Genomic DNA, 22,178 nt, shown 5'->3' with positions numbered 1-22,178 from the left:
CACCCACATGTCACACGATTCCGACGACAAGACCTTCCCGTACCAGAAGGACGACGCCGAACTGCGCCGCCGGCTCACGCCGATGCAGTACGAGGTCACGCAGCATGCGGCGACCGAGCGGGCCTTCACCGGCGAATACACCGACACCGAGGACGCCGGCATCTACAAATGCGTCGTCTGCAGCACGCCGCTGTTCGAATCCGGCGCCAAATTCCATTCGGGCTGCGGCTGGCCCAGCTACTTCAAGCCGCTCAACGGCGAGGTGATCGACGAGAAGATCGACCGCTCGCACGGCATGGTGCGCGTCGAGGTCCGCTGCAACCATTGCGGCGCGCATCTCGGCCACGTGTTCGAGGACGGCCCGCGCGACAAGACCGGTTTGCGGTACTGCATCAATTCGGCTGCGTTAAACTTCGAGTCCCGACCCGAAAACGAATGAGCGGCACCGGACGAATCGGTCGGACAGCCTTCCCGGCTGCCCCGATCCCGGACGGTGACGCCTGGCGGGTCCCCACAACGGTGAAAGGCCGCGCGATGCGGCCTTTCACGCAGCTGCGAGCGCCATGAAATTCCTGTTCGATCTGTTTCCGATCATCCTGTTTTTCGCCGCCTTCAAGGTCTGGGGCATCTTCACCGCCACCGCCGTCGCGATCGTCGCGACACTGGCCCAGGTCGCGTGGGTAGCCTTCCGGCACCGGAAGGTCGACACGATGCTGTGGGTCAGTCTCGGCGTGATCGTCGTCTTCGGTGGCGCCACCCTCGTCCTGCATGACGAGAAATTCATCCAATGGAAACCGACTGTGCTGTACTGGCTGTTTGCGATCGGGCTGCTCGCCGCACGCTATGCGTTCGGCAACAACCTGATCGAGAAGATGATGGGCAAGCAGCTCACGCTGCCGCACCCCGTGTGGGACAAGCTGAACGTCGCGTGGGCGCTGTTCTTCGCGGTGCTCGGCGTCGCGAACCTGTACGTGGTGCACAACTACACCGAATCGCAGTGGGTGAACTTCAAGCTGTTCGGCACGACGGGCGCGATGGTCGTGTTCATCATCCTGCAGAGCCTGTGGCTCACGAAGTACATGAAGGACGAGTGACATGAACGACGCCTTTCTCCAAGCATCGCCCGACGAACGCATCGCGCTGATCGAAGCGCGCCTGACCGCATCGCTCGCGCCGCTGTCGCTCGCGGTGCGCGACGACAGCGCGCAGCATGCGGGCCACGCCGGCGCGGCCGCCGGCGGCCATTACACCGTGACGATCGTGTCGGCCGCCTTCGCGGGCAAGCCGCGCGTCGCGCGGCACCGGCTGGTGTATGATGCGCTCGCTGATGCGATGCAGCGCGGCATTCATGCGCTCGCGATCGTGGCTTATACGCCCGAAGAATTCAACGAATCTTCAATCTAGTCTCAACAGGAATTCCCGATGATCCTGAAATCCCCCCGCCTGTGGGTCGCGGCGGCTGCATTTGCAGCGGCACCGGCATTCGCCCAGAACATCGCCGTCGTCAACGGCACGCCGATTCCGAAGTCGCGCGCCGACGCGATGGTCGCGCAACTCGTCCAGCAAGGCCAGACCGACAGCCCGCAGCTGCAGCAAGCCGTGCGCCAGGAACTCGTGAACCGCGAAATCCTGATGCAGGAAGCGATCCGCGAAGGCATCCCGAACCGTCCGGACGTGAAGGCGCAGGTCGCCGTCGCGCAGCAGACGGTGGTGCTGCGCTCGATGATCGAGAGCTTCCTGAAGAAGAACCAGCCGACCGACGCGGAAGTGAAGGCGCGCTATGACGATCTCGTGAAGGGCGCCGGCGGCAACCGCGAGTATCACCTGCACCACATCCTCGTCGACAACGAGCAACAGGCGAAGGACCTGATCGCGAAGATCAAGGCCGGCGCGAAGTTCGAGGATCTGGCCAAGCAGTACTCGAAGGACCCGGGCTCGGGCAAGAATGGCGGCGACCTCGACTGGTCCGATCCGAAGGCGTACGTGCCGGAATTCGCGGCCGCCGCGCAGAAGCTCCAGAAAGGCCAGATGACCGACGCGCCGGTGAAGACGCAGTTCGGCTGGCACATCATCCGTGTCGACGACGTACGCGACATCGCCCCGCCGCCGTTCGACCAGGTGAAGGCGCAGATCGCGCAGCAGCTCGTGCAGCAGAAGCTGCAGGCGTTCGAGGAAGGCCTGCGCCAGCAGGCGAAGATCCAGTAACGTCGGCGACGATCGCCCACGCAAAGGCCGCTCCCCGGAGCGGCCTTTTTCTTTTTCACGCATGCTTGTGGTGGGCCGGCCCACGCGGCGGCCGCACAAGGAAAAAGCCGCTTCGAGGCGGCTTTTCAGGACTGCGGAATCGCGTACGGGCAGCGCGGTGAACCGCTATGCCGGATAGAACACATCGTGGTAGCGGACCTCGCCCGACGGCCGCGGCGCGGCTTCGTCGAACGACAGCGCGAGAAAATACTCGGGCGGCGCATCCGGGAACACCAGATCGCCGGACCGCACAAAGTCGAAACGCGCGTAATACGCGGGATCGCCGAGCACGACGCAGCCGCGCGCACCGAGCCGGCGCAACGCGTCGAGCCCCGTGCGCACGAGCCCCGCGCCGATGCTCTGCCGCTGGCATTCGGGCAGCACCGCGAGCGGCGCGAGCCCGTACCACTGCTGGCTGCCGGCCGGCTCGCCGCCGATCGACACCGGCGAAAACGCGACGTGACCGATCACGCGCTCGTCGCGCTCCGCAACGAGCGACACGCTGAGCACACCCTCCGCGCGCAGCGCATCGACGATCTGCCGTTCGAATCGACCCTGCTGCGGCTCGTCCGCGAACGCGGCCACGATCACGCGACCGATCGCATCGACATCGCTCGCGCGTTCGTCGCGCAGCGTGACGATCTCGACCGGTGCGTGCGGATCGAACATCAGCCGATCCAGCGGCGTGCGTTACGGAACACGCGCATCCAGGGGCTCGCTTCGCCCCAGCCTTCCGGATGCCAGCTCATCGTGACCGTGCGGTGCACGCGCTCCATGTGCGGCATCAGCACCGAGAAGCGGCCGTCGGCCGTCGTGACCGACGTGATGCCGGCCGGCGAGCCGTTCGGGTTGAACGGATAACGTTCGGTCGCCTCGCCACGGTGGTCGACGTAGCGCATCGCGACCGCGACGCGATCGATGTCGCCCTGCTGCGAGAAATCCGCATAACCTTCGCCGTGCGCGACCGCCACCGGAATCCGCGAGCCTTCCATCCCCGCGAAGAAGATCGACGGCGACTTCTCCACTTCGACGAACGAGAAGCGCGCCTCGAACTGCTCGGACTTGTTGCGCGTGAACTTCGGCCATGCCTCCGCGCCCGGAATCATCGACGCAAGGCTCGACAGCATCTGGCAACCGTTGCAGATGCCGAGCGCGAACGTGTCGGGACGCGCGAAGAAGGCCGAGAACATGTCGGCGAGCTGCGCGTTGAAGCGGATCGTCTTCGCCCAGCCTTCGCCCGCACCCAGCACGTCGCCGTACGAGAAGCCGCCGCATGCCACCGCGCCCGCGAAATCGGCGAGCGTCGCGCGGCCGGCCAGCAGGTCGCTCATGTGCACGTCGTGCGCGTCGAAGCCCGCGCGGTCGAACGCATACGCCGTTTCCAGATGCGAGTTCACGCCCTGCTCGCGCAGGATCGCGACACGTGGGCGCGCGCCCGTCGCGATGAACGGCGCGGCGATGTCGTCGGCCGGATCGAAGCTCAGCACCGGCGAGATGCCCGGATCGGCCGCGTCGAGCAGCGCGTCGTATTCGGCATCCGCGCAGGCGGGGTTGTCGCGCAGGCGCGCGATGCGCCAGCTCACTTCGCCCCACGCGCGATGGAGTTCAGCGCGCGGCGCGTCGAACACCTTCTTCGCGTCGCGGTACACCTCGATCACGTCGCGATCGTTGACCGTGCCGATCACGTGCGAGCAGGCCGACAGGCCGAACTCGCGCAGCGCGCCGAGCACCGCGTCGCGATCGGCCGCGCGCACCTGCACGACGGCGCCGAGTTCTTCCGAGAACAGCGCGCGCAGCGTGCGATCCTCGCGACGGCCGCTCGTCTGCTTCGCCCAGTCCTTCGCGTCGCCGTAGTCGGATTCGTGATTCGGGTCGAGCGTCAGCATATCGACGTTCAGCGACACGCCCGCGTGACCCGCGAACGCCATTTCGCACACCGTCGCCCACAGGCCGCCGTCCGAGCGGTCGTGATACGCGAGCAGCTTGTCTTGCGCATTGAGCGACTGGATCGCGTTGAAGAAGCGCTTGAGGTCTTCCGGATCGTCGACGTCCGGCGTCGCGTCGCCGACCTGCTGCGTGACCTGCGCGAAGATGCTGCCACCCATCCGGTTCTTGCCGCGGCCAAGATCGATCGCGATCAGCACGCTGTCGCCCGCGTCGGCGACGCGGCGCAGTTGCGGCGTCAGATGGCGGCGCACATCCTCGACCGGTGCGAACGCGGAGATGATCAGCGACACCGGCGACACCACTTCCTTCGCGACGCCCTGCTCGTCCCACTTGGTTTTCATCGACAGCGAATCCTTGCCGACCGGGATGCCGATCCCGAGCGCCGGGCACAGCTCCATGCCGATCGCCTTGACCGTGTCGAACAGCGCGGCATCCTCGCCGGCCGTGCCGCACGCGGCCATCCAGTTCGCCGACAGCTTCAGCTTGTCGAGCGACGCGATCGGCGCGCTCGCGATGTTCGTGATCGCCTCGCCGACGGCCATGCGGCCCGATGCCGGCGCGTCGATCACCGCGAGCGGCGTGCGCTCGGCCATCGTCATCGCCTCGCCCTTGAAGCCCGCGTAGTCGAGCGCGGTCACCGCGCAGTCGGCCACCGGCACCTGCCACGGGCCGACCATCTGGTCGCGCACCGACGTGCCGCCGACCGAACGGTCGCCGATCGTGATCAGGAACGACTTGCTGCCGACCGTCGGGTGCTTCAGCACGTCGACCGCGACTTCCGACAGCGCGATGCCCGTCACGTCGACCGGCGCGCGCTCCGTCGTCACACGCGTGACGTCGCGATGCATGCGCGGCGGCTTGCCGAGCAGCACTTCCATCGGCATGTCGACCGGGAATTCCTCGACGCCCGTCGCTTCGTCGTCGACGAGCTTCAGCTGGCGTTCGTCGGTCGCGACGCCGACCACCGCGAACGGGCAGCGCTCGCGTGCGCAGATCGCCTCGAAGCGCGGCAGGTCGGCCGGCGCGATGGCGAGCACGTAGCGTTCCTGCGCTTCGTTCGACCAGATTTCACGCGGCGACAGGCCCGATTCCTCGAGCGCGACCTTGCGCAGTTCGAAGCGCGCGCCCTTGCCCGCGCCGTCGACGATTTCGGGGAACGCGTTCGACAGGCCGCCCGCGCCGACGTCGTGGATGCTCAGGATCGGGTTTTCCGCGCCGAGCTGCCAGCAGCCGTTGATCACTTCCTGCGCGCGCCGCTCGATTTCCGGGTTGCCGCGCTGCACCGAGTCGAAGTCGAGTTCGGCCGTGTTCGCGCCGGTCGCCATCGAGCTCGCCGCGCCGCCGCCCATGCCGATCCGCATGCCCGGGCCGCCGATCTGGATCAGCAGGGAACCTGCCGGCACGTCGTGCTTGTGCGTGTGTTGATCCGCGATGTTGCCGAGGCCGCCCGCGATCATGATCGGCTTGTGATAGCCGCGCACCTGGCCGCCGACGTTCTGCTCGTACACGCGGAAGTAGCCGCCGAGGTTCGGACGGCCGAATTCGTTGTTGAACGCGGCGCCGCCGAGCGGGCCGTCGATCATGATCTGCAGCGGCGACGCGATGCGGTCCGGGCGGCCGTACGGGCCGTGCGCATCGTTCGGATTGCGCTCGCCGACCGGCTGGGCCGCGTCGCGTGCGTTTTCCCACGACTGGCGTGCGTCCGGCAGATCGAGGTTCGACACGGTGAAGCCCGTCAGGCCGGCCTTCGGACGCGCACCGCGGCCCGTCGCGCCTTCGTCGCGGATCTCGCCGCCCGCGCCGGTCGCCGCGCCCGGGAACGGCGAGATCGCCGTCGGGTGATTGTGCGTCTCGACCTTCATCAGCGTGTGGGTGAGCTCGGTGTGACGACCGTAGCGTTCGCCCGGCTCGCCGGCCGCGCCCGCGTTGCGCGGGAACCAGCGCTCGGCTTCGGCGCCGACCATGATCGACGAGTTGTCCGAATACGCGACGATCGTGCCTTGCGGGCTCAGCTTTTCGGTGTTGCGGATCATCGCGAACAGCGACATGTCCTGTGCTTCACCGTCGATCGTCCACTGCGCGTTGAAGATCTTGTGGCGGCAATGCTCGCTGTTCGCCTGCGCGAACATCATCAGTTCGACGTCGGTCGGGTTTCGTTCGAGCTTGCGGAACGCGTCGACCAGGTAGTCGATCTCGTCGTCGGCGAGCGCGAGGCCCAGCTCGACGTTCGCGCGCTCGAGCGCGCCACGGCCGACGCCCAGCACGTCGACGATCTCGAGCGGCTTGGCCGGCAGTTCGTCGAACAGGTGCTTCGCGTCGTCGCGCGTGGCGACCACGCTTTCGGTCATCCGGTCATGCAGCGCGGCCGCGACGGCTGCGCGCGCGTCGTCGGACAGCGCCTTCTTGCCGCCGAGCAGGCCCGACTTCAGCGTGACCGTGAATTCGACGCCCCGCTCGATGCGGCGCACTTGCGTGAGGCCGCAGTGCTGCGCGATGTCGGTCGCCTTGCTCGCCCACGGCGAAACCGTGCCGAAGCGCGGCAGCACGACGAAGGTCTCGGCCGTGCCCTTCTCGGCCGCCGGCTCGAACGGCGCGCCGTAGTGCATCAGCGCGTCGATGCGTGCGCTGTCGTCGGCCGACAGCGGCTCGGCCGCATTGACGAAGTGCAGGAACTGGCCGCGCACCGCGACGGTGTTGGCGTCGATTTGCCTGAGCGTGTCGAGCAGACGGGTTTGACGGAAATCGGAGAGGGCCGAAGCGCCGGGAAAACACGAGAAGTGAGCCATGGGCTGGACTGACGTCGATGAGTCGCGCGAGGTGGCGACGTGGGGCGAAAGGAAGGCCGTAATTATACCCGGAAGTCGGCCATCCCAGACCGGCTGATCGGCACCCGTCACGCACCGCGACGGTGCGCCGGCATCCGCCGCACGCAGCGGCCCGCCAGGCCGGCGCGCGCGGCCGCGGTAGCCGGCAACCACCCGGCGGCGGAATCGGACGAGGTCGCGCGAGCCCGGTTCGCGCGATTTTGGCGCTATCATTCCTGGTTCACCGGGCCGGGAGCCCGTCAGCAAATCCTCACCGGGCGGCACGCACGCCGCCCGTCATCGAAGCAATTCATGGATGTCATTGTCATCGGCGGCGGAATCAGCGGCGTCGCCACCGCCTACCAGCTGCGCGCGGCCGGCCATCGCGTATGCATGGTCGAACGCCACGCGACCGTCGCGCAGGGCGCGACCTACGGCGACGGCGGCACGCTGCTGCCGAGCCCGCTCGACGTCTGGTTCGGCCCGACCTTCATGCGCCAGCGCCAGCCGCGCGACACCGGCATCGTCTACAAGCCGGGCTTCAACGGCGGCGTGCGCCGCTTCGTCAAGCAGCTCGCCGCGCTGCGCGAGCCCGACGCATTCGCCGCGCAGTATGCGCGGCTGCGCCCGCTGATCGACGCGTCGCGCGAGTCGCTCGCCGACATCGAGGCGCGCTTCCAGCTCGAATTCGAGCAGAAACCCGGGATCCTGCACGTCGTGCGCGACCCGCGCGACTGGGAAGCGCTGCAACCGGCACTCGACCTGTTGCGTGCGCTCGACCAGCCGTACCGGGTGCTCACGGCCGACGAATGCGCGGCGCTCGAGCCTTCGGTGCCGGCCGAGCCCGGCTTTGCCGGCGGCGTGCTGCTCGAGACCGAACGCACCGGAAACTGCCCGCTGTTCGCAAAACTGGTCAAGCAGACGCTCGACGAGCACGGCGTGCAGTTCCGCTTCGGCGCGGACGTCGCCGCGATCCGCGTCGACTCCGGCCGGGCCGCGGTCGAGCTCGCGCCGGCCGGCGGCCGGCGTGCGACGAAGGCGCACGAGGTCGACGTGATGTCGGCCGACGCGATCGTGGTCGCCGCGGGCGCCGGCAGCCTGCCGCTGCTGGAGCGGCTCGGCTGGCGGCTGCCGCTGCATCCGGTGCGCGCGCATACGCTGACCGCCCCCGTCGCGTACGAAGAACATGCGCCGCACCTGAGCGTCGTCGATTCGATCAAGCGGATCTCCATCACGCGCACCCACCAGCGGCTGCGCATCGGCGGCGGCGCCGTGCTGCAGAGCCTCGCCGACACCGCGAAGCCGCTCCCCGAGCCGCTGTCCGAGGCCGCGCTCGCGCTGCTCGGCCAGGCCGTCCACGACTGGGTGCCGGGCGCCGCGAAGATTTCCGCCGCCCTGTCGTGGCAGGGCACGCAACTGCTGTCGCCGGACGGCCTGCCAGTCGTCGGTCCGACCCCGCATCCGCGCGTATTCGTCAATTTCGGGCACGGCCCGGCCGGTTGGGGCCTCGCGTGCGGGTCTGCTAAAGTGGTGACCGACTGTCTGAGCGGCGACACGCAGCAGTGGCCCGCCGACACGCTCGCCGCGCTGAGCGCCACGCGCTTCGCGACCTGACCGCCACGGGCCCGTCCCGGGGCGGCCTCCTCCTGCCGCCATGACCCCGCGATGACGAATCCCCGCCCGCTTCCCGACCCCGCCCCGCTCGCGCTGCTGCGCGTCGCCGACCTGCGCGCGGCCGAGGCCGCCGCGACCGCCGAACTGCCGCCGCACACGCTGATGGGCCGCGCGGGCGCCGCCGCCGCGCGCTGGCTGTCCGAACGGGTGGCCGGCGACGACCGCCCGGTCTGGTTCGCGGTCGGCCCCGGCAACAACGGCGGCGACGCGCTGGTGGCCGCCGCGCAGTTGCAGCAGCTCGGCGTCGCGACGCAGGCCTGGATGCCCGTGCCGGTCAAGCCGGACGATGCGCAATGGGCGCTCGGCCTCGCGCGTGCGGCCGGCGTGCCGCTGTCGGCCGAGCCGCCCGCCTCGCTCGACGACTACGCGTGGGTCGTCGACGGCTTGTTCGGCATCGGCCTGGCTCGCGCACTCGACGGACCGTTCGCTGCCCAGGCCACGCGTATCGCCGCACATGCCCGAAGCGGCGGCCGCGTGCTCGCGCTCGACGTACCGAGCGGGCTCGACAGCGACACGGGCCGGATCGTCGGCGCCGGCGTTGCCGTCACCGCGACGCATACGCTCACCTTCATCGGCGCGAAGCCCGGCCTGTATACCGGCGACGGCCGAGACCTCGCCGGCGAGATCGACATCGCGTCACTCGACGTCGCACCGCCCGCCGCGCCAGCCGTCGTGCTGAACGCACCGGCACGGTTCGCCGCCGCACTGCCCGCCCGCGCGTTCGCTTCGCACAAGGGCACGTTCGGCAGCCTGGCGGTGCTCGGCGGCGACACCGGCATGTGCGGCGCGCCGATCCTCGCCGCGCGTGCCGCGCTGTTCGCGGGCGCCGGCAAGGTGCATGTGGGCTTTCTCGGCACCGGCGCACCGCCGTACGACCCGCCGTTTCCCGAACTGATGCTGCATCCCGCGGACAACCTCGACCTCGATGCGATGTCCGCGATCGCTGCAGGCTGTGGCCTCGGCGCGCGCGAGGCCGCGGCCACCCTCGTGCGCGACGTACTCGCGCACGACGCCGCGACGCTGCTCGACGCCGACGCGCTGAACCTCATCGCGACGCACGCCGACCTCGCGGCCGCCGTTGTTGCCCGCGGCACCCGGGGCAACGCGTGCGTGCTGACACCGCATCCGCTCGAGGCAGCGCGGCTGCTCGGCAGCGACACCGCGACGGTGCAGCACGACCGGTTGGCCGCGGCCCAGGCGCTGGCCGCGCGCTACGCGAGCATCGTCGTGCTGAAGGGTTCGGGCACGGTGATTGCGGCGCCCGACGGCCGCCTGACGATCAATCCGACCGGCAATGCAGCGCTCGCCACCGGCGGCACCGGCGACGTGCTCGGCGGCCTGATCGGCGCGTTGCTCGCGCAGCGCGTCGCGCCGTACGAAGCCGCGCTTGCGGGCGTATACCTGCACGGCCTCGCGGCCGACACGCTGACCGCGAACGGCACGGGTCCGGCCGGCCTCACCGCGGGCGAACTCGCGCCGATGGTGCGCACGCTGATCAATCGCCTTTTTTACCCGTCGGCGCGCGCCGACATATAACGCCGCTATACTGGGTGCCCCGCCGCACGGCGGGCCCGCTCGTCCGCCGGCGTTCCGATCCCGATGCGCCGGCGCGGCATTCCTCCCGATTCACGCTTCACTCGAACCGCCATGACGCTGAATTCGCTCCCCGCCTGGACTGCCCTTCAATCCCACTTCGAACAGATCCGCCACGCGCGGCTGCGCGACTGGTTCGCGCCGGAAAACGACCGCGCGCCGACCCGTGCCGAACGCTTCACGATCCCCGGCGGCGGCCTTGCGGCCGACTTCTCGAAGAACCGCATCAACGACGACACGTTGCGCCTGCTCGTGCAGCTGGCCCGCGAAGCGCGCGTCGAGGCGCGCCGCGACGCGATGTTCGCCGGCGAGATCGTCAACCCGACCGAAGGCCGCGCCGCGCTGCACACGGCATTGCGCGCGACCGACCCGCACGCGCCGTTCCATGCGCAGGTCAGCGCCGAGCGCGCGAAGATGGCGACCTTCGCACGCGCCGTGCGCAGCGGCGCGTGGACCGGCTACACCGGCAAGCGCATCCGCCACGTGATCAACATCGGCATCGGCGGCTCGGATCTCGGACCGAAGATGGTCACGCACGCGCTGCACCATGTCGCGACGCCCGACATTTCGACCCACTTCGTGTCGAACGTCGACGGCGCCGATCTCGCGCGCGTGCTCGAACAGGTCGACCCTGAGGAAACGCTCGCGATCATCGTGTCGAAGACCTTCACGACACTCGAGACGATGACGAACGCACGCTCGCTGCGCGACTGGTTCGTCGCGCGCGGCTGCCCGGAAGACGCGCTCGCGAAGCACTTCGTCGGTGTGTCGGCGAACCCGGCCGAAGTCGTGAAGTTCGGCATCTCCGCCGACAACGTGTTCGAAATGTGGGACTGGGTCGGCGGCCGCTATTCGCTGTGGTCGGCGGTCGGCCTGTCGATCATGATCGCGATCGGGCCCGAGCAGTTCGACGAACTGCTCGCCGGCGCGAACGACATGGACCGCCATTTCCGCGAAGCGCCGCTCGAGCGCAACCTGCCGGTGTTGCTCGGCCTGATCGGCATCTGGTACCGCAACTTCTTCGGCTCGCAGAGCTATCTCGTCGCGCCGTATTCGGAAGCGCTGCACTACCTGCCGTCGTACCTGCAGCAGCTCGAAATGGAAAGCAACGGCAAGTCCGCGCGCCTGGACGGCACGTTCGTCGACTACCCGACGTCGGCCGTCACGTGGGGCGAGCCGGGCACCAACGGCCAGCACGCGTTTTTCCAGATGCTGCACCAGGGCCCGACGATCGTGCCGATCGACTTCATCGCCGTGCTGACGCCCGAGCATCCGCTCGCTAGCCATCACCCGAAGCTGCTCGCAAACTGCTTCGCGCAGAGTGAAGCGCTGATGCTCGGTCGCACGCTCGACGAAGCGCGCGAGGTCGCCGGCCCCGGCAAGGAAGCGCTCGCGCCGCACCTGACGTTCCCCGGCAACCGCCCGACGACGACGCTGCTGGTGGATGCGCTGACGCCGCGCACGCTCGGCGCGCTGATCGCGCTCTACGAGCACAAGGTGCTGGTGCAGGCAACGGTGTGGGACATCAATCCGTTCGACCAGTGGGGCGTCGAGCTCGGCAAGATTCTCGGCAAGGTCGTCGAAGCCGACCTGTCGGCCGAATCGATCGATTCCGCGAAGCACGATTCGTCGACGACCGCGCTGATCGAGCGCGCGCGTGCGGCACTCAAGCGCTGACGCGACAACGTCGAACGCATGCCGGCCGCACCGGGCGATCCAGCCGGTGCGGCCAACAAGCAATTCGGTCTCGCGCTATGCCGCGTGCGGCGCGACGATGCGGCCGGCGTCGATGGTGACCGTCGTGGCGCAGCGCCGCGCGAGCTCGGCATCGTGCGTCACGAGCACGAGCGTCGCCCCGTGCGTGCGGTTCAGTTCGAACATCAGGTCGATGACGGCGTGGCCCGTGGCTGCATCGAGACTGCCGGTCGGTTCGTCGGCGAACAGGATTGCGGGATGCGTGACGAACGCGCGCGCAAGCGCGACGCGTTGTTGCTCGCCACCAGACAGCAGCTTCGGATAATGCGCGGTGCGCTCGCCGAGACCGACCTGCACGAGCAACGCGCGCGCCCGATCGGCCGCGTCGCGCGCGTTGATGCCGCCCTGCAGTTCGAGCGGAAGCATCACGTTCTCGAGTGCCGTCAGGTGCGGCATCAACTGAAACGACTGGAACACGAACCCGACCGCGCCGTTGCGCAGCGCGGCGCGCTCGTCCTCGTCGAGCTGGTCGAGCGCGCGACCGAGCAGGCGAACCGTGCCGCTCGTTGCGCTGTCCAACCCCGCAAGCAGGCCGAGCAGCGTCGACTTGCCCGACCCAGATGCGCCGACGATCGCGAGGCTGCTGCCGGGCCGCACGGCGAACGTGATGCCGTCGAGGATCGTCAGCTCGCCCGTTGCGTCGGCGACCCGCTTGCACACGTCATGGACTTCGATGATCGGATCGGTAATCTTGAACATGGACACGACATTCCGCTGGAAAAGACGCGCGGCGCTCGCCGCGCTGCTGGGTACCCTGCTCGCAGCAAACGTGCCCGCACGCGCTGCGACGACGGCGGCCCCGACATCGGGCCACCCCGCGCTCGTCGTGCTCGGCGACAGCCTGTCGGCCGAATACGGGTTGCCGCGCGACACCGGCTGGGTTGCGTTGCTGCGGCAACGGCTCGCAACCGAGCGGATCGATTATAGCGTCGCGAACGCAAGCGTCAGCGGCGACACCACGAGCGGCGGCCGTGCGCGACTCCCTGCGGTGCTGCAACGGCTGAAGCCGTCGATCGTCGTCGTCGAGCTCGGCTCGAACGACGCGCTGCGCGGCGTGCCGCTCGCGACGACCGAACAGAACCTGCGCGACATCATCACCGATGCGCGGCAAGCGCGCGCGAAGGTCGTGCTGGTCGGCATGTACGTGCCGCCCAACTACGGGCCCGACTACACGCAGAAATTCCATGCGGTCTACACGCGCCTGTCGAAGGAACTCGGCGTACCGCTCGTGCCGTTCCTGCTGGCCGGCATCGAGAACAAGCCGGAAATGTTCCAGTCGGACCAGATGCATCCCGCGCAACAGGCGCAGGGGATCCTGCTCGACAACGTCTGGCCGGCGCTGAAGCCGCTGCTCGGCAAGCCGCGCGGTTGACCTCGCGGCGCGCCACCGCCGGAAAGCAAAAAGCCCCGTTTCGAACGGGGCTTTTTGTTGCTGCGCGCGAAACCGTGAACGGCGCTTCGCTTGGTTGTCGCTTGATCGCGGCTTAGCTGCCGCCGTCCTGCGACTGGCTCTGCGTGGTGCCGTACAGCTTCACCTTCGAGCGGTCGCGCAGTGCGGCGAGATACGCCTCGCCTTCGCTTTGCGCTTCGACCTGCGCCATCTGCTGCTGCGCGGCCGCGAGTTGCTGCGGATCGACGGCCGTACCCGGGATCACCGCATTCACGCGATAGATCGCGTAGCCGTCCGCGCCAAGATCGACACCGACGTATGCCGGCAGCGTCTTCGCATCGATCTTGTAGACGGCGCTCAGCGCCGCCGGCGTCAGGCCCTGCGACTGCGAGCGCGACACCTTCTGCGCGGCCGTGAAGCCATCGGCCGACTTCGACTTCTGCAGTTCGGCCAGCTTCGCCGCGCCGTCCTTCTTCGCAAGTTCCGCGGCCTGCTCGGCGATGACCTTCTGACGCACCGCATCCTTGATCGCGTCGAGCGCCGGCACGGCAGCCGGCTTGTAGTCGGTCACGCGCGCCGAGATCAGCGTGTTGTTGCCCACATCGATCGCCTGCGTGTTGTTCTGGTTCTTCACCGAGTCGTTCGCGAACACGGCGGCGAGGAACTTCGGGTTGTTCAGCGGGCTCGTCGCCGGCAGTTGCGGATTCGGCGTCGGCGTGACGGTGGCCGTCTGGATCGTCAGCTTGTACTTGTCGGCGGCCGGCTGCAGCGTCTTCGCCTTTTCATAGACGGTCGACGTGAAGCCTTCCGCGTTGTCCGAGAACGCCTTCGCCGCGTATTGCTGCTTCAGGTCGACTGCGATCTGGTCCTTCACGTCCGCGAACGGCTTGACCACGGACGGCTTCACTTCCGTCGCCTTCAGGATGTGAAAACCGAGGTCCGATTGCACGATACCGCTCACGTCGCCCTGCTTGAGCGCGAACGCGGCATCGTCGAACGCCTTGCCGCCCGCCGTCGAGCCGCGCGTGATGAAGCCCAGATCGCCGCCCTTCGCCGCCGACGGCGCGTCCTGCGAGCTCTTCTGCGCGATCTGCGCGAACTGGTCCGGATGCGCCTTCACGTCGGCCAGCAGCTGCTCGGCCTTCGCCTTCGCGGCCGCCTTGTCGGCCGCGCTTGCGTCGCTCGCCGCGGCGATGAAGATGTGGCTCACGCGCACCTGCGCTTCCGAGCGGAAGTGCGTCGGGTTGTCGTCGTAGAACTTCTTGATGTCGGCATCGGTCGGCTGCGCGCTCGCGGCGGCCGCTGCCGGCGAATAGACGAGATACTGGATCGTCGCGGTTTCCGGCGTCGCGAATCCTTGCTTGTGCGCGTCGTAGTACGCCGTGAGCTGCGCGTCGGTGGGCTGCACCTTCGCCGCGTAGTCGCTCGTCTTCAGCACGAGCGCCTGCACTTCGCGCTGCTGCGCCGCCAGTTCCGACAGCCGTTGCGCCGGCCCCTTCGGCGTGAATGCGCTCGCCACGATGCTCGCCGGAATCTGCTGCAGCGCGAGGCTGTAACGCACGCGTTCCTGATACTGCTCGGGCGTCATCCCCTGGAACGACAACAGTTGCGCGTAGCGCTGGACGTCGATCGTACCGTCGGGTTTCTTCAGCGACGCGATCATCGGGTCGCTCATCAATGCGTCGCGCACGGCGTTGTCGGATGCGGTCAGGTGCAGGCGCTGCGTCTCGTCGGTCAGCACGCGTTGCTGGATCAGGCCGTCGAGCACTTGCTTGCGATGTTCGGGCGTGTCGAACGCCTTGATGTCGAACTGCCCGCCGAGCGCCTGGCGCGCCTGGTCGATCTGCTGGCGGAACGCGCCGTCGAATTCGACCCGCGTGATCTTGTGCCCGTTGACCGCCGCGACGTTCGCGCTGTCGTCGAAGAAGCCGCGGAAACCTTGGATCCCGACGAAACCCAGCCCCGGCAACACGATCAGGAGCAGGAGCGCCATCATCAGGCGCTGGTGATTACGGAAGAAATCGAGCATGCGTGACGGGAAAATTGGACAAAACGTCCGATATTACAACATACGGGGTGGCACGGGAAAAAAGCAGGTGCGCAACGAACGGGCGCAACCGACGACGCAAATGAAAAAGCCCGCACGAGGCGGGCTTTTTCATTTTCTGGCGGAGCGGACGGGACTCGAACCCGCGACCCCCGGCGTGACAGGCCGGTATTCTAACCGACTGAACTACCGCTCCTTGGTCTGGCTGAATCAGGAAACTGGTGGGTGCTGAGGGGTTCGAACCCCCGACCTACGCCTTGTAAGGGCGCCGCTCTACCAGCTGAGCTAAGCACCCGTTTCCGATTCGTTCTGGCTGCGATCTGCGTTTCGGCATCAACAACCAGCGAGCCCGCAAGTTTAATTCATCCCCGATCATTTTGCCAAGCCCGTGCGCAAAAAATTTTAACGCCCCCTGCTCAACACACACGATGCCGACGCACATAAAAAAACCCGCGGACACGCCGCGGGTTTCGTGAACAACCGTCAGGGACGGCGCTCAGGTTTTCAGTGCTTGACGACTTCCGTCGAGCCAGCATCCGTCGCCGCCTCGCCGACCGGTGCCGCAGCCTTCGCCTCTTCTTCCGGCGGCAGCGGGGTCGGCGTACGCTCGAGCGCGAGTTCGAGCACCTTGTCGATCCAGCGGACCGGCACGATCTCGATCGCGTTCTTCACGTTGTCCGGAATGTCCGCGAGATCCTTCACGTTCTCTTCCGGGATCAGCACGAGCTTGATGCCGCCGCGATGCGCAGCCAGCAGCTTTTCCTTCAGCCCGCCGATCGGCAGCACTTCGCCACGCAGCGTGATCTCGCCCGTCATCGCGACATCGGCACGCACGGGGATCCCCGTCAGCACCGACACCAGCGCGGTCGTCATCGCACCGCCGGCGGACGGACCGTCCTTCGGCGTCGCGCCTTCCGGCACGTGGATGTGGATGTCCTGCTTCTCGAACGCTTCGTCCTTGATACCCAGACGGCGCGAACGCGAGCGCACGACCGAACGTGCAGCCTCGACCGACTCCTTCATCACGTCGCCGAGCGAACCCGTGCGGATCACGTTGCCCTTGCCCGGCATCACCGCGGCTTCGATCGTCAGCAGGTCGCCGCCAACTTCCGTCCACGCGAGGCCCGTCACCTGACCGACCTGGTTCTCCTTCGCCGCGAGGCCGAAGTCGTACTTGCGCACGCCGAGGAACGTATCGAGGTTCTCGCCATCGACCTTGATCGCGCCCGATGCCTTCTTCAGCAACAGCATCTTCACGACCTTGCGGCAGATCTTCGACACTTCCCGCTCGAGCGAACGCACACCGGCTTCGCGCGTGTAGTAGCGGATGATGTCGCGGATCGCCTGCTCGGCGACTTCGATCTCGCCTTCCTTCAGGCCGTTGTTCTTCTTCTGCTTCGGCAGCAGGTAGCGCTGCGCGATGCTGACCTTCTCGTCTTCCGTGTAACCCGACAGACGAATCACTTCCATCCGGTCGAGCAGCGGCGGCGGGATGTTCAGCGAGTTCGACGTCGCGACGAACATCACGTCCGACAGGTCGAAGTCGACTTCGATGTAGTGATCGGCGAACGTGTGGTTCTGTTCCGGATCGAGCACTTCGAGCAGCGCCGACGACGGATCGCCGCGGAAATCCATGCCCATCTTGTCGACTTCGTCGAGCAGGAAGAGCGGATTGCGCACGCCGACTTTCGCCAGGCTCTGCAGGATCTTGCCCGGCATCGAGCCGATGTACGTGCGGCGGTGGCCGCGAATCTCGGCTTCGTCACGCACGCCGCCGAGCGCCATCCGGACGAACTTGCGGTTCGTCGCGCGAGCGATCGACTGGCCGAGCGAGGTCTTGCCGACGCCCGGGGGCCCGACGAGGCACAGGATCGGCGCCTTCACCTTGTCGACGCGCTGCTGCACCGCGAGATACTCGAGGATGCGTTCCTTCACCTTCTCGAGGCCGAAGTGATCCTCGTCGAGCACCTGCTCGGCGTTCGACAGGTCGTTGTTGACCTTGCTCTTCTTGCGCCACGGCAGGCCGATCAGCGTGTCGATGTAGTTGCGCACGACGGTCGCTTCCGCCGACATCGGCGACATCAGCTTCAGCTTCTTGAGCTCGGCATCGGCCTTCTTCTTCGCTTCCTTCGGCATGCGCGCGGCGTTGATGCGCTTCTCGAGTTCCTCGAGGTCCGCACCCTCTTCGCCTTCGCCCAGTTCCTTCTGGATCGCCTTGACCTGTTCGTTCAGGTAGTACTCGCGCTGGCTCTTTTCCATCTGGCGCTTCACGCGCCCGCGGATGCGCTTTTCGACCTGCAGGATGTCGATCTCGGCTTCGAGCTGCGCGAGCAGGTGCTCGAGGCGCTCGATGACCGGGAACATCTCGAGGATGTGCTGCTTCTGGTCGAGCTTCAGCGGCAGACGCTCGGCGATCATGTCCGCGAGGCGACCTGCTTCATCGATGCCCGACAGCGACGTGAGAATTTCCGGCGGGATCTTCTTGTTCAGCTTCACGTACTGGTCGAACTGCGACACAATCGCGCGGCGCAGCGCTTCCGTTTCCGCGCTGTCGGCGTGATCGGGCTCGAGCGGCATGACTTCACAGGAGAACTGCGTCTCCTGCTCTTCGATCGACAACGCCTTCGCACGCTGCAGGCCCTCGACGAGCACCTTCACGGTGCCGTCCGGCAGCTTCAGCATCTGTAGGATGTTGGCGATACAACCGACCTCGTACATGTCCTTTTCGGTCGGTTCGTCCTTGGCCGCGGTCTTCTGGGCGACGAGCATGATGTGCTTGCCGCCTTCCATCGCTGCTTCGAGGGCCTTGATCGATTTCGGCCGGCCCACGAAGAGCGGAATCACCATGTGCGGGAAAACGACGACATCCCGCAGCGGCAGCAGCGGGAGCGTAATGCGTTCCGGCGGGAGAAGTTGGGTGCCTGACATTTCATTTCCCCATGAGTGGAATCAATTGTTCGGTAATTGAGGCCGCCACAACGAATTGCAAGCCTTCAAGTGCGGGAAATATTCGGTAAGAAAGTAACCACCGCGTGTCGAGTCAGAGTTACCCACAAGATAAACGAAAAAAAGCCGCCCACGGTCTCATGAACGGCCTTTTTCGCAGAACATCGTCGGCAAGCCGGTCAGTTCGAACCCGCCACCTTCGGCGTGTCCTCATAGATCAGCAGGGGCTTGCCGTCGCCATCGATGACGTTCTCGTCGATGATGACCTTGCTGACCCCTTTCATCGCCGGCAGTTCATACATCACGTCGAGCAATGCCTGTTCGATGATCGAACGCAAACCGCGCGCGCCCGTCTTGCGGCGGATCGCCTTGCGTGCGACTGCCTGCAGCGCGCCCGGCCGGATTTCCAGCTCGACGCGCTCCATCGCGAACAGCTTGTGATACTGCTTGACGAGCGCATTCTTCGGCTCGACGAGGATCTTCATCAGCGCGGCTTCATCGAGCTTGCCGAGCGTCGCGACCACTGGCAGACGGCCGATCAGTTCGGGGATCAGACCGAATTTGATCAGGTCTTCCGGTTCCGTTTCGCGCAGCACTTCGCCCGCGTCGCGTTCCTGCTTGCTCTTGACCGTCGCGCCGAAGCCGATGCCCGTCTTTTCGGTGCGATCGGTGATCACCTTCTCGAGCCCGTCGAACGCGCCGCCGCAAATGAACAGGATGTTGGTCGTGTCGACCTGGATGAAATCCTGGTTCGGGTGCTTGCGGCCGCCCTGCGGCGGCACCGACGCCATCGTGCCCTCGACGAGCTTCAGCAGTGCCTGCTGGACGCCCTCGCCCGACACGTCGCGCGTGATCGACGGGTTGTCCGACTTGCGGCTGATCTTGTCGATTTCGTCGATGTAGACGATCCCGCGCTGGGCCTTGTCGACCTCGTAGTTGCAGTTCTGCAACAGCTTCTGAATGATGTTCTCGACGTCCTCGCCGACGTAGCCGGCTTCGGTCAGCGTCGTCGCATCGGCGATCACGAACGGCACGTTCAGCAACCGCGCGAGCGTCTGCGCGAGCAGCGTCTTGCCGGAGCCCGTCGGGCCGATCAGCAGGATGTTGCTCTTCGACAGCTCGACATCGTCCTTCTTGTCGAGGTGCTTCAGGCGCTTGTAGTGGTTGTAGACGGCCACCGCGAGGATCTTCTTCGCGCGCTCCTGGCCGATCACGTACTGATCGAGGATGTCGCGAATTTCCTGCGGGCTCGGCAGATCCGACCGGGACAGGCTGGCCTCGACGCCGGCGGCAGCCGCCTCGTCGCGAATGATCTCGTTGCAGAGGTCGATGCATTCATCGCAGATGAATACCGACGGGCCCGCGATGAGTTTCTTCACCTCATGCTGGCTCTTGCCGCAAAACGAACAATACAACAGCTTCTCGCTGTTCGAACCTTTTTTGTCCGCCATGAATGTAGAGCCTCCGGACAGGTAAATGACATGATACGCCGAATGCTCCGGACGCCGCGCCTAGGGCGCGACCGGAGCCGGCTGGATGCGCTTGCCGCAGATGCTCAGGGCACTCGGGACATTGCGGGGGCACCGACCGAATCGGGGCGGCACCCTACTTAAGCTCACGGGCGCTTCAGCAGCACCTGATCGATCAGCCCGTACACCTTTGCATCTTCGCTCGACATGAAGTTATCACGGTCGGTGTCGCGGGCGATGCGCTCGACGTCCTGGCCCGTATGCTGCGCGAGCAGGTTATTCAGCCGCTCCTTCAGGTAGAGGATTTCGCGTGCCTGGATCTCGATGTCGGACGCCTGGCCGCGCGCGCCGCCGAGCGGCTGGTGAATCATCACGCGCGAGTTCGGCAGCGCGAAACGCTTGCCCTTCGCGCCCGACGCGAGCAGGAACGCGCCCATGCTGGCCGCGAGGCCCATGCAGAGGGTCGACACGTCCGGCTTGATGAACTGCATCGTGTCGTAGATCGCCATGCCGGCCGATACGGAGCCGCCCGGGCTGTTGATGTAGAGGCTGATGTCCTTGTCGGGATTCTCGCTCTCGAGGAACAACAATTGCGCGACCACGAGGTTGGCGGTCTGGTCGTTCACTTCGCCGACCATGAACACCAGGCGCTCCTTCAGGAGACGCGAATAGATATCGTACGAACGCTCGCCGCGGCCGCTCGTTTCGACGACGATCGGCACCAGCCCCAGCGCTTGCGCCTCGAAACCCTGCGGCGCGTTCGACGCAAGCATGTCCAGCAATTCAGCGCGAGTGATCATTCAATAAGCCTTGTTCGAATGGAAAATTGAACGGAGGGAAGCCGCCCGCTCAATCGCCATATTAATGGCAACCGTGCGCTTGACGTAGAAACGGCGTGCGGGCCGTCGCTCCGACAGCCGGCACGCCGCTAGAGCGACACTTACGCTTGCGCCGATGCGCTCGCGAGTGCCTCGAAGCTCACTTCCTTGTCCGTCACCTTTGCCTTGCCCAGCACGAAGTCGACGACGTTGCTTTCAACGACGAACGCTTCCATCTCGGCGAGGCGCTGCTGGTTCGAATAATACCAGCGGACCACTTCCTTCGGGTCTTCGTAGCTCTTCGCGAACTCGTCGACTTCCGCGCGGATCTGCTCCGGCTTCGCTTCGAGGCCGTTCGACTTCACGAGCTCGGCCAGCACGAGGCCCAGCTTCACGCGACGCTCTGCCTGCTCGGCGAACATCTCGGCCGGGATCGGTGCGTCCTTCGCGTTCGGCACGCCGCGCTGCGCCAGATCCTGGCGAGCCATTTCGACGAGGCGTTGCTGGTCCTGCTCGATCAGCGCCTTCGGCACGTCGAGTTCGGAAATCTTCAGCAGTGCGTCCATCACCTGGTTCTTGACGATGGCTTGCGTGCGACGCTTCGCTTCGCGCTCGAGGTTTTCCTTGATTTCGGCGCGCATCTTCGTCAGGTCGCCGTCTTCGATGCCGAGCGACTTCGCGAATTCGCCGTCGATTTCCGGCATGTGCGGCCACTCGATCTTCTTCATCGTGACCGTGAATTGCGCCGTCTTGCCCGCCACGTCCTTGCCGTGGTAGTCGTCCGGGAACTTCAGATCGAACGTACGCTGTTCGCCGACCTTCAGGCCCAGCGCCGCCGTTTCGAATTCCGGCAGCATGCGGCCTTCGCCGAGCACGAACGGGAAGTCTTCGGCCGTGCCGCCCTGGAACGCGACGTCGTCGATCTTGCCGACGAAGTCGACCGTCACGCGGTCGCCGTTCTTCGCTGCGGTGTCCGCACCGCCGTCACCGTGCTCGCCGGCTTCGCCGCGAGCGTGGAAGTGCACGCGCTGCTTGCGCAGGATATCCAGCGTGCGGTCGATTTCGGCGTCGCCGATCGACGTCGTCGAGCGTTCGACTTCAGCCGTCGCCAGATCGCCGATCTTCACTTCCGGGTAAACCTCGAACGTCGCGTCGAACGCGTATGCATCCTCAGCCTGCTCCTGCTTCGGCTCGAAGCTCGGCTGGCCGGCCACGCGCAGGTTTTCCGCACGGCTGATCGTGAAGAATTCCTGGCCGATCTTGTCGCTCAGCACTTCCGCCTCGACCTGACCCGAGTACTGCTGTGCGACCATCTTGAGCGGCACCTTGCCCGGGCGGAAACCCGGCATGCGAACGTTCTTCGCGAGTTTCTGGATACGGGCGTCGATTTCCTTCTGCACGGTGTCCTTCGGCAGGGAAATCGTCACGCGGCGTTCAAGCTTGCCGAGGTTCTCAACAACGTTAGCCATGGCTTCAATCGTCCTAAAATTA

General features: G+C 66.4%; 16 protein-coding genes and 2 tRNA genes. 8 read left to right on the top strand and 10 right to left on the bottom strand.

Annotated features, from left to right (window positions below):
* Positions 1 to 7: 7 nt before the first annotated feature.
* The 4 genes from msrB (at position 8) to DIE08_RS15210 (ending at position 2,205) form a co-directional block, all read left to right on the top strand.
* Positions 8 to 439 carry a peptide-methionine (R)-S-oxide reductase MsrB gene (gene msrB, locus DIE08_RS15225; RefSeq protein WP_059529717.1) on the top strand — a complete coding sequence of 144 codons (432 nt, stop codon included), beginning with the start codon at positions 8 to 10 and terminating at the stop codon, positions 437 to 439.
* A gap of 124 nt (positions 440 to 563) precedes the next feature.
* Positions 564 to 1,094: a septation protein A gene (locus tag DIE08_RS15220; RefSeq protein ID WP_059604168.1), complete on the top strand. Its 531-nt coding sequence runs from the start codon at positions 564 to 566 to the stop codon at positions 1,092 to 1,094.
* A 1-nt stretch (position 1,095) separates the two neighbouring features.
* Complete coding sequence (locus tag DIE08_RS15215) at positions 1,096 to 1,404, top strand: BolA family transcriptional regulator (RefSeq protein ID WP_059604165.1); 309 nt, start codon at positions 1,096 to 1,098, stop codon at positions 1,402 to 1,404.
* Between the two features lie 18 nt (positions 1,405 to 1,422).
* Positions 1,423 to 2,205: a peptidylprolyl isomerase gene (locus tag DIE08_RS15210; protein WP_124902373.1), complete on the top strand. Its 783-nt coding sequence runs from the start codon at positions 1,423 to 1,425 to the stop codon at positions 2,203 to 2,205.
* Between the two features lie 165 nt (positions 2,206 to 2,370).
* Here the strand turns inward: DIE08_RS15210 and DIE08_RS15205 are convergent, their stop codons facing one another.
* A complete protein-coding gene (locus DIE08_RS15205; protein ID WP_124902372.1) occupies positions 2,371 to 2,913 on the bottom strand; it encodes a GNAT family N-acetyltransferase in 543 nt (180 codons plus the stop codon).
* Positions 2,913 to 6,977, bottom strand: a complete 4,065-nt coding sequence (purL, locus tag DIE08_RS15200; protein WP_124902371.1) for a phosphoribosylformylglycinamidine synthase — start codon at positions 6,975 to 6,977, stop codon at positions 2,913 to 2,915. The genes DIE08_RS15205 and purL overlap by 1 nt, the downstream gene beginning before the upstream one ends.
* 330 nt (positions 6,978 to 7,307) lie before the next feature.
* Between purL and DIE08_RS15195 the strand changes: the two genes are divergently transcribed.
* The 3 genes from DIE08_RS15195 (at position 7,308) to pgi (ending at position 11,939) form a co-directional block, all read left to right on the top strand.
* The gene (locus tag DIE08_RS15195; RefSeq protein WP_124902370.1) at positions 7,308 to 8,609 is read left to right on the top strand and encodes an FAD-dependent oxidoreductase; all 1,302 of its coding nucleotides are present in this window, start codon (positions 7,308 to 7,310) and stop codon (positions 8,607 to 8,609) included.
* A 51-nt stretch (positions 8,610 to 8,660) separates the two neighbouring features.
* Positions 8,661 to 10,205, top strand: coding sequence for an NAD(P)H-hydrate dehydratase (locus DIE08_RS15190; RefSeq protein ID WP_124902369.1), 1,545 nt, complete (start codon positions 8,661 to 8,663; stop codon positions 10,203 to 10,205).
* Between the two features lie 111 nt (positions 10,206 to 10,316).
* Positions 10,317 to 11,939, top strand: coding sequence for a glucose-6-phosphate isomerase (gene pgi / locus DIE08_RS15185; protein WP_124902368.1), 1,623 nt, complete (start codon positions 10,317 to 10,319; stop codon positions 11,937 to 11,939).
* Positions 11,940 to 12,014: 75 nt separating this feature from the next.
* Here pgi and DIE08_RS15180 read toward each other — a convergent pair whose 3' ends face one another.
* Positions 12,015 to 12,716 carry an ABC transporter ATP-binding protein gene (locus tag DIE08_RS15180; protein ID WP_059449953.1) on the bottom strand — a complete coding sequence of 234 codons (702 nt, stop codon included), beginning with the start codon at positions 12,714 to 12,716 and terminating at the stop codon, positions 12,015 to 12,017.
* On the opposite strand from DIE08_RS15180, the gene DIE08_RS15175 reads away from it, so the two are divergent.
* Positions 12,715 to 13,389: an arylesterase gene (locus DIE08_RS15175; RefSeq protein ID WP_124902367.1), complete on the top strand. Its 675-nt coding sequence runs from the start codon at positions 12,715 to 12,717 to the stop codon at positions 13,387 to 13,389. The two genes, DIE08_RS15180 and DIE08_RS15175, sit on opposite strands and share 2 nt — an antisense overlap.
* A 112-nt stretch (positions 13,390 to 13,501) precedes the next feature.
* On the opposite strand, the gene DIE08_RS15170 is transcribed toward DIE08_RS15175, so the two are convergent.
* The 7 genes from DIE08_RS15170 to tig all read right to left on the bottom strand — a co-directional run bounded on the left by DIE08_RS15170 (position 13,502) and on the right by tig (position 22,156).
* Positions 13,502 to 15,436 carry a SurA N-terminal domain-containing protein gene (locus DIE08_RS15170; RefSeq protein ID WP_124902366.1) on the bottom strand — a complete coding sequence of 645 codons (1,935 nt, stop codon included), beginning with the start codon at positions 15,434 to 15,436 and terminating at the stop codon, positions 13,502 to 13,504.
* A gap of 137 nt (positions 15,437 to 15,573) precedes the next feature.
* A tRNA-Asp gene (locus tag DIE08_RS15165) sits at positions 15,574 to 15,650 on the bottom strand.
* Between the two features lie 23 nt (positions 15,651 to 15,673).
* Positions 15,674 to 15,749: transfer RNA gene (locus DIE08_RS15160), tRNA-Val, on the bottom strand.
* Positions 15,750 to 15,958: 209 nt separating this feature from the next.
* On the bottom strand, positions 15,959 to 18,382 hold the full coding sequence (gene lon, locus DIE08_RS15155) for an endopeptidase La (protein ID WP_059604136.1): 2,424 nt from the start codon (positions 18,380 to 18,382) through the stop codon (positions 15,959 to 15,961).
* Between the two features lie 197 nt (positions 18,383 to 18,579).
* On the bottom strand, positions 18,580 to 19,851 hold the full coding sequence (gene clpX / locus DIE08_RS15150; RefSeq protein ID WP_006754177.1) for an ATP-dependent Clp protease ATP-binding subunit ClpX: 1,272 nt from the start codon (positions 19,849 to 19,851) through the stop codon (positions 18,580 to 18,582).
* A 164-nt stretch (positions 19,852 to 20,015) separates the two neighbouring features.
* Positions 20,016 to 20,669 (bottom strand): ATP-dependent Clp endopeptidase proteolytic subunit ClpP, encoded by a 654-nt coding sequence (gene clpP, locus DIE08_RS15145; protein ID WP_124902365.1) that lies wholly within the window; start codon positions 20,667 to 20,669, stop codon positions 20,016 to 20,018.
* 140 nt (positions 20,670 to 20,809) lie between these two features.
* Positions 20,810 to 22,156 carry a trigger factor gene (tig, locus tag DIE08_RS15140; protein WP_124622543.1) on the bottom strand — a complete coding sequence of 449 codons (1,347 nt, stop codon included), beginning with the start codon at positions 22,154 to 22,156 and terminating at the stop codon, positions 20,810 to 20,812.
* Positions 22,157 to 22,178: the final 22 nt, after the last annotated feature.

This window comes from Burkholderia sp. Bp9004, assembly GCF_003858025.1.
Classification (GTDB): domain Bacteria; phylum Pseudomonadota; class Gammaproteobacteria; order Burkholderiales; family Burkholderiaceae; genus Burkholderia; species Burkholderia diffusa.
This window is presented reverse-complemented; position numbering and strand designations above follow the sequence as displayed.

Coding starts and splice junctions, on each gene's coding strand:
- pgi (WP_124902368.1), top strand. CDS start 10,317: ATGACGCTGAATTCGCTCCCCGCCTGGACTGCCCTTCAATCCCACTTC.
- purL (WP_124902371.1), bottom strand. CDS start 6,977: ATGGCTCACTTCTCGTGTTTTCCCGGCGCTTCGGCCCTCTCCGATTTC.
- DIE08_RS15215 (WP_059604165.1), top strand. CDS start 1,096: ATGAACGACGCCTTTCTCCAAGCATCGCCCGACGAACGCATCGCGCTG.
- DIE08_RS15195 (WP_124902370.1), top strand. CDS start 7,308: ATGGATGTCATTGTCATCGGCGGCGGAATCAGCGGCGTCGCCACCGCC.
- DIE08_RS15205 (WP_124902372.1), bottom strand. CDS start 2,913: ATGTTCGATCCGCACGCACCGGTCGAGATCGTCACGCTGCGCGACGAA.
- lon (WP_059604136.1), bottom strand. CDS start 18,382: ATGTCAGGCACCCAACTTCTCCCGCCGGAACGCATTACGCTCCCGCTG.
- DIE08_RS15210 (WP_124902373.1), top strand. CDS start 1,423: ATGATCCTGAAATCCCCCCGCCTGTGGGTCGCGGCGGCTGCATTTGCA.
- DIE08_RS15175 (WP_124902367.1), top strand. CDS start 12,715: ATGGACACGACATTCCGCTGGAAAAGACGCGCGGCGCTCGCCGCGCTG.
- tig (WP_124622543.1), bottom strand. CDS start 22,156: ATGGCTAACGTTGTTGAGAACCTCGGCAAGCTTGAACGCCGCGTGACG.
- DIE08_RS15170 (WP_124902366.1), bottom strand. CDS start 15,436: ATGCTCGATTTCTTCCGTAATCACCAGCGCCTGATGATGGCGCTCCTG.
- DIE08_RS15190 (WP_124902369.1), top strand. CDS start 8,661: ATGACGAATCCCCGCCCGCTTCCCGACCCCGCCCCGCTCGCGCTGCTG.
- DIE08_RS15180 (WP_059449953.1), bottom strand. CDS start 12,716: ATGTTCAAGATTACCGATCCGATCATCGAAGTCCATGACGTGTGCAAG.
- clpP (WP_124902365.1), bottom strand. CDS start 20,669: ATGATCACTCGCGCTGAATTGCTGGACATGCTTGCGTCGAACGCGCCG.
- DIE08_RS15220 (WP_059604168.1), top strand. CDS start 564: ATGAAATTCCTGTTCGATCTGTTTCCGATCATCCTGTTTTTCGCCGCC.
- clpX (WP_006754177.1), bottom strand. CDS start 19,851: ATGGCGGACAAAAAAGGTTCGAACAGCGAGAAGCTGTTGTATTGTTCG.
- msrB (WP_059529717.1), top strand. CDS start 8: ATGTCACACGATTCCGACGACAAGACCTTCCCGTACCAGAAGGACGAC.